This is a genomic window from Massilia sp. CT11-108 (assembly GCF_047302915.1).
In the GTDB taxonomy this organism is placed as follows: domain Bacteria; phylum Pseudomonadota; class Gammaproteobacteria; order Burkholderiales; family Burkholderiaceae_D; genus Telluria; species Telluria orientalis.
In genome coordinates, this window is record NZ_JBKYMO010000376.1 from 1 (window position 1) to 5,567 (window position 5,567).

4 protein-coding genes are annotated in these 5,567 nt (G+C 67.3%); 2 read left to right on the forward strand and 2 right to left on the reverse strand.

The genetic code is table 11. The features are described from left to right. The coding region (locus tag ACEN88_RS23250; protein ID WP_413343450.1) for an MFS transporter at positions 1 to 1,026 on the forward strand (1,026 nt) is incomplete at its 5' end. A gap of 10 nt (positions 1,027 to 1,036) precedes the next feature. Then, the gene (locus ACEN88_RS23255) at positions 1,037 to 2,044 is read left to right on the forward strand and encodes an NADP-dependent oxidoreductase (RefSeq protein ID WP_413343452.1); all 1,008 of its coding nucleotides are present in this window, start codon (positions 1,037 to 1,039) and stop codon (positions 2,042 to 2,044) included. Here the strand turns inward: ACEN88_RS23255 and ACEN88_RS23260 are convergent, their stop codons facing one another. Both ACEN88_RS23260 and ACEN88_RS23265 read right to left on the reverse strand, forming a co-directional pair. Further along, a complete protein-coding gene (locus ACEN88_RS23260; RefSeq protein ID WP_413343454.1) occupies positions 2,045 to 3,685 on the reverse strand; it encodes a methyl-accepting chemotaxis protein in 1,641 nt (546 codons plus the stop codon). Between the two features lie 230 nt (positions 3,686 to 3,915). After that, on the reverse strand, positions 3,916 to 5,567 hold a 1,652-nt coding region (locus ACEN88_RS23265; RefSeq protein ID WP_413343456.1), incomplete at its 5' end, for a dipeptidyl-peptidase 3 family protein.

Sequence of the window (5,567 nt, forward strand, 5' to 3'; positions counted from 1 at the left end):
GCCGGCCAGGCCGTCACCGCCACCGCGGCGGTGGGCGCCGCGGCCGCGCTGACCATCCCCGTCCTCACGCGGAACCTCGACCGCAAGCGGGTGATCCTCGCGCTGACGTCGCTGCTGGTGCTGTCCAATGTGCTCGCCGCGACGGCGCACAGCCTGCCGGTGCTGATCGCGGCGCGGGCGCTGCTGGGCATCGGCCTCGGCGGCTTCTGGTCGATGGCCGCCGCGCTCGCGATGCGCCTCGTCCCGGAGCACCTGTTTGCACGGGCCATGTCGCTCATCCTCACCGGCGTCTCCGTCGCCACCGTGTGCGCGGCGCCGGTCGGCGCGTACATGGGCGACCTGTGGGGCTGGCGCAGCGCGTTCGTGGCGGCCGGCGTCGTCAGCGTCTTCACGCTGGCCGCGCAATGCGTCACCATCCCCGCGCTGCCGCCGAAGGACAACCCGAACGTCAAAGTCCTGTTCGAACTGCTGGGCCGGACCAACGTGCGCGTCGCGCTGCTCGCCGTGCTGCTCGTGATTTCCGGGCACTTTGCCGGCTTCACCTACATCCGCCCGTTCATGGAACAGGTCACGCACCTGTCGGTCAGTGCGATTTCCGCGGCCCTGCTGGCATACGGTATCGCGGGCTTCTTCGGCAATATCGCCGGCGGCTTCCTGGCCGCGCGCAGCGAGCGCCTCGCCATCGTGGCAGGCGCCGCCCTGATCGCGCTGCTGGCCGCCACGTTATGGGTCGCGGGCACGTCGGTCCCCGTGACCATCGCGGCGATCGCGGCATGGGGCTTCGCGTTCGGCGCCTTCCCGATCGGCTTCCAGACCTGGATCGTGCGCGCCGCGCCGGACCAGGCCGAGGGCGCGGGCGGGCTGCTCGTCGCCGCATTCCAGATCGCCATCGCCAGCGGCGCCGTCGGCGGCGGCATCCTCGTCGACCGGATCGGTGCGCCGAGCGGCCCCATCTTCGCCACCGTCGCGCTCGCGCTCGGCGCACTGCTCGTCGTGCGCTACGGTCCGCGCCCCGCATCCAATTAAGGAGACCACCATGACGAATCGCCGTATCGTCCTTGCCGTCCATCCGCAAGGCGTTCCGACCCCGACGGATTTCCGTCTCGAAGACACACCGGTTCCGGTGCCGCGGGACGGCCAGGTGCTGCTGCGCACCGAATGGCTGTCGCTCGACCCGTACATGCGCAACCTGATGGAGCAAGTCGGCCCTGGCTATGCCGATCCCGTGCCGCTGGGCGCGACGATGGTCGGCGGCACGGTCAGCCGCGTGGTCGAGTCGCGCCATCCGGACTACAAGGCCGGCGACCTCGTCGTCGGCGCCGCGGGCTGGCAGGAGTATGCGCTGTCGGACGGCAGCGGCCTGATGCCCGTGGGCGACCTGGCGCGCCCGTCGCTGGCGCTGGGCACGCTCGGCATGCCCGGCTTCACGGCGTACGTCGGGCTGCTCGACATCGGCATGCCGCAGCCCGGCGAGGCCGTGGTCGTCGCGGCGGCCACCGGCGCCGTCGGCTCGGTGGTGGGCCAGATCGCGAAGATCAAGGGTGCGCGCGTCGTCGGCATCGCCGGTGGTCCCGACAAATGCCGGTACGCGGTGGAAGAACTGGGTTTCGATGCGTGCGTGGACCATCGCGATCCGCGCTTCGCCGAGCTGCTGGCGGCTGCCTGCCCGGACGGGATCGACGTGTATTTCGAGAACGTGGGCGGCGCCGTGTTCGATGCCGTGCGGCCGCTGTTGAACGTGAACGCGCGCGTGCCCGTGTGCGGCTTCATTTCCCACTACAACGGCGGCGTTGCCGAGGGCCCGGACCGTCTCGCCACGTGGATGGCGACCCTGCTGTCGAAACGCATCCGCATGCAGGGGTTCATCATCCTGGATCACTACGGGACGCGCTTCGACGCCTTCCGCGACGACATGGCCGGCTGGCTGGCGGCCGGCAGGATCAAGGTGAAGGAAGACGTCGTCGACGGGCTGGAAAACGCCCCCGCAGCGTTCATCGGCCTGCTGCAGGGGCGGAACTTCGGCAAGCTCGTCGTGCGGGTTTGATCACGCGGCGGCGATACGCCCCTGGCGCGCGGCCGGCACGACGGCCAGGCTCGCGGACGGCCGCGCCGCCTGCGCATCCAGCTTGAAAATGCTGACGAGGCGCGCGAGGTTCGCGGCTTCGTCCTGCAGCGCGGACGCCGCGGCGCCGGCCTGTTCGACGAGCGCCGCGTTCTGCTGCGTCGCTTCGTCCATCTGGCCGATGGCGCGGTTGACCTGTTCGATGCCGGCGCTCTGCTCCTGGCTCGCATGGCTGATCTCGGCCATGATGTCCGTCACGCGCTTCACGCTCGTGACGATTTCTTCCATCGTGCTGCCCGCCTCGTCGACGAGCTTGGCGCCGTCGTCGACCTTGGCGACGGAATCGCTGATCAGCGTCTTGATTTCCTTCGCGGCCGCGGCCGAACGTTGCGCCAGGCTGCGCACCTCGCCCGCGACGACGGCGAAGCCCCGTCCCTGCTCGCCCGCACGGGCCGCCTCGACGGCCGCGTTCAGCGCGAGGATATTCGTCTGGAACGCGATGCCGTCGATGACGCTGATGATCTCGGCGATCTGCTTCGACGACTCGTTGATCGACGCCATCGTCTGCACGACCTGCGCCACGACGGCGCCGCCGCGCAGGGCCACGCCCGATGCCGACTCGGCGAGGGTGTTCGCCTGGCGTGCGTTGTCCGCGTTCTGGCGCACGGTGCCCGTCAGTTCTTCCATCGACGACGCCGTCTCTTCCAGCGTGCCGGCCTGGCGCTCGCTGCGCTCGGACAGGTCCTGGTTGCCGGCCGCGATTTCCGTCGACGCATTGGCGATCGTGAGCGTGCCCGCGCGCACCTGGCTGACGATGTTCACGAGGCTGTCGCGCATGCCTTTCATCGCGTACAGCAGGCTGGAACGGTCCTCGGCACGGGTCTCGATCGGTACGGACAGGTCGCCGGCCGCGATGGCGCCCGCGATCTCGACGGCGTAGTCCGGCTGGCCGCCCAGCTGGCGCAGCAGGCCGTGGCTGATGAACCAGGCCGCGGCCGCGCCGGCAGCGGCGGCGACGGCGAGGATCGCGAGCATCCAGGCAAAGAAACTGTGCGACAGCGCGCGCGCCTGCGCGGCCGCGTCGTTGTTCAGCTTTTCCTCCAGGTCGATGAGGCGGTTGACGCTGGCGAGCCAGTCGACGAAGGCGGGGCCGGCCTGCTTGTCCAGCAATGTCGTCGCTTCGGCCGTATTGTCGGCCTGGCGCAGGGCGATGAGTTGCGCGATCAGCGGCTGCGTGCGGCGCTCGACGTCCTTGATGGCGGCCAGCGCCTGCTTTTCCTCCGGCAGGATGTCGCTGCGCGCCGCGAACAGCTGGTCGAGCGGCGCGGCCGAGCGCTGGTAGTCGTCGTCCAGTTTCTTGATCAGGTCGGCGTGGCGCTGGGCCGTCGGGGCCGTGGAAGCCAGCACGACGTCGCGGATGGCGATCGAGCGGTCGTGCACGCTGCCGCGGAAATTGATCGCATAGCGTTGCTTGACGCTGTTGACGTCGTTGATGCGGATGAGGATGTCGTCGATCTGGCCGACGCGGTGGATGGCGAGGCCGGCCAGCACCGCCATGAGGGCGAGGACGCTGCCGAAACCGAAAGCCAGTCGTTTGCCGATCGTGAGTCCAGTGGTTGTCATTGTGTGCTCGCGTGATGGGATCGGAATAAATATTTCCAACAGGAAACGATTCCAAATATAGCACACAAATGCCAAATTTGATGTTGGGGCAGGTCTAATACCTGCCCTTTGGCAGGGTTTTATTGCCGAAAACAGCGACGTCGTTCCCGCGAAAGCGGGAACCCATACTGAGTATCCTGTTCGGCTCAGTATGGATCCCCGCTTGCGCGGGGATGACGGTATGACGGTGCTCAGCGGTGCGCGGGCACCAGCTGCGCCGCCGTCACGAACGCCGGCCGGATATCGTTCGGCACGGCCTTCATCTTGTCCAGCGCCTTCTGCACGTCCGGACGGATGACGACATAGCGCTTCATGAGATCCTGCGCGCGGGCGTAATCCCCTAGCGCTTCGATCGTCAGGAACTCGCGGTCGAGGTCCGCCACCGCGCCCTTGATCTTGGCAAAGTCGACGGAGAACGTGCCGTCGCCGTGCGACACGAAGGCGCCCTTGTCGAGCAGGTAGTTCATCTGGATGGCCATGCCGCGCGCGTGCGAATCCGTCAGGCCGAAGTGCAGGGTGCGGAAGGCGGATGCGAGGTACGTGTTGTACAGCTTGCGCTCGGCAGCCGTGCCCTGCCCCAGCGACGCCTTCAGCTGGCCCTTGTCCATCATATAGGTGAGCGCCCACAGGCCGGTGACGTCGGCCTTCGCTTCCTCGATGGTCGAGTAGGCATCCTTCAGGTCCTGGCGCGGCGTGGATGGCTGGCCGTTCTGCGTCGTCGCGTGCGGACCCAGGCCGTGCATGATCTCGTGCGCGAGGATGTGCGTGAAGAACGAGTCGAAATCGAGGTCCTTCTGGTCGGCCGGACGCAGCACGAGCTTCGAGATCGGCGTCAGGGTCGCCTCGAACTTGGCTTCCTGGACGTTCTTCAGCATCACGCGCTTGGAGCCGCGCTGGCGGATGATGCGCTCGTCGTTCGGCAGGTTGTAGGCGGCCGTCTGCACGCCCATGTTACCGTCGCCGGCGCCGTAGACCTGGTTCACGACGACCATCGGCGCGATCGCCCCGACCTTCGGATTGCGGTACTTCGGATCGAGCGGCAGGTTGTTTTCCAGCTCCTGCATGTGCTTGCCGAAGAAGTTCAGCTTCTCCGTCTCCTTCTGGTCGCGCACGTTCACGTACGCTTCGAACGCGGCCTTGTAGCCGAACAGTTCGTCGTTGTACGTCTCATATGGGCCGATGGTGACGTCGACCGGGGAATCCAGGTCCATCCACGCGAAATCGGAGGCGAGGTAGTCGTTCGACAGGAAGGCGTCGGCGCGCAGGTTCAGGAATTTTTTCAGCGACGCGTTGTCGGTGGCGTTCGCGGCTTCCTTCAGCAGCTTCGACAGTTTTTGCAGCTCGTTACGGTACTCGTCCGAGTACTTCACGATGGTGAATTTGCCTGCCTTGTCCTTGCGGATCACGGTGAAGAACCACTGGGCCTGTTCCTTGTCGGCGGCCGGCAGGCCGTTCATCCACGCCTCGAGTTCCTGCTTGCTCGCGCCTTCCGGATAAAAATTCGCGCCGGCCGGCTTCTCGGCGGGGATCCTGATGCCGGCGTATTCCGCGGGCATGAAGGATGCGTTGCCGTCGATGATCGACCACGGGCCCTTGTTCAGCCAGAAGTAGTCGCGGCGTGCCTTGCCCAGCGGCGTGGCGTCCTTGTGCAGCGCGGCCCACAGCGCCTCGTTGCCGGACCAGCGCTGGCGCAGCTGCAGGGTGTCGACGATCTTCGCCGCTTCGATCAATCTGGCGATGGCGACGCGGTCGCCGGCGGACAGTTTCGCCGTGTCGGCCGTCAGGTCGACGGGGGCGAAGCGCTTGGCCATCGTCTGCAGTTGCGGGGCGGTGGCGGGGGCGG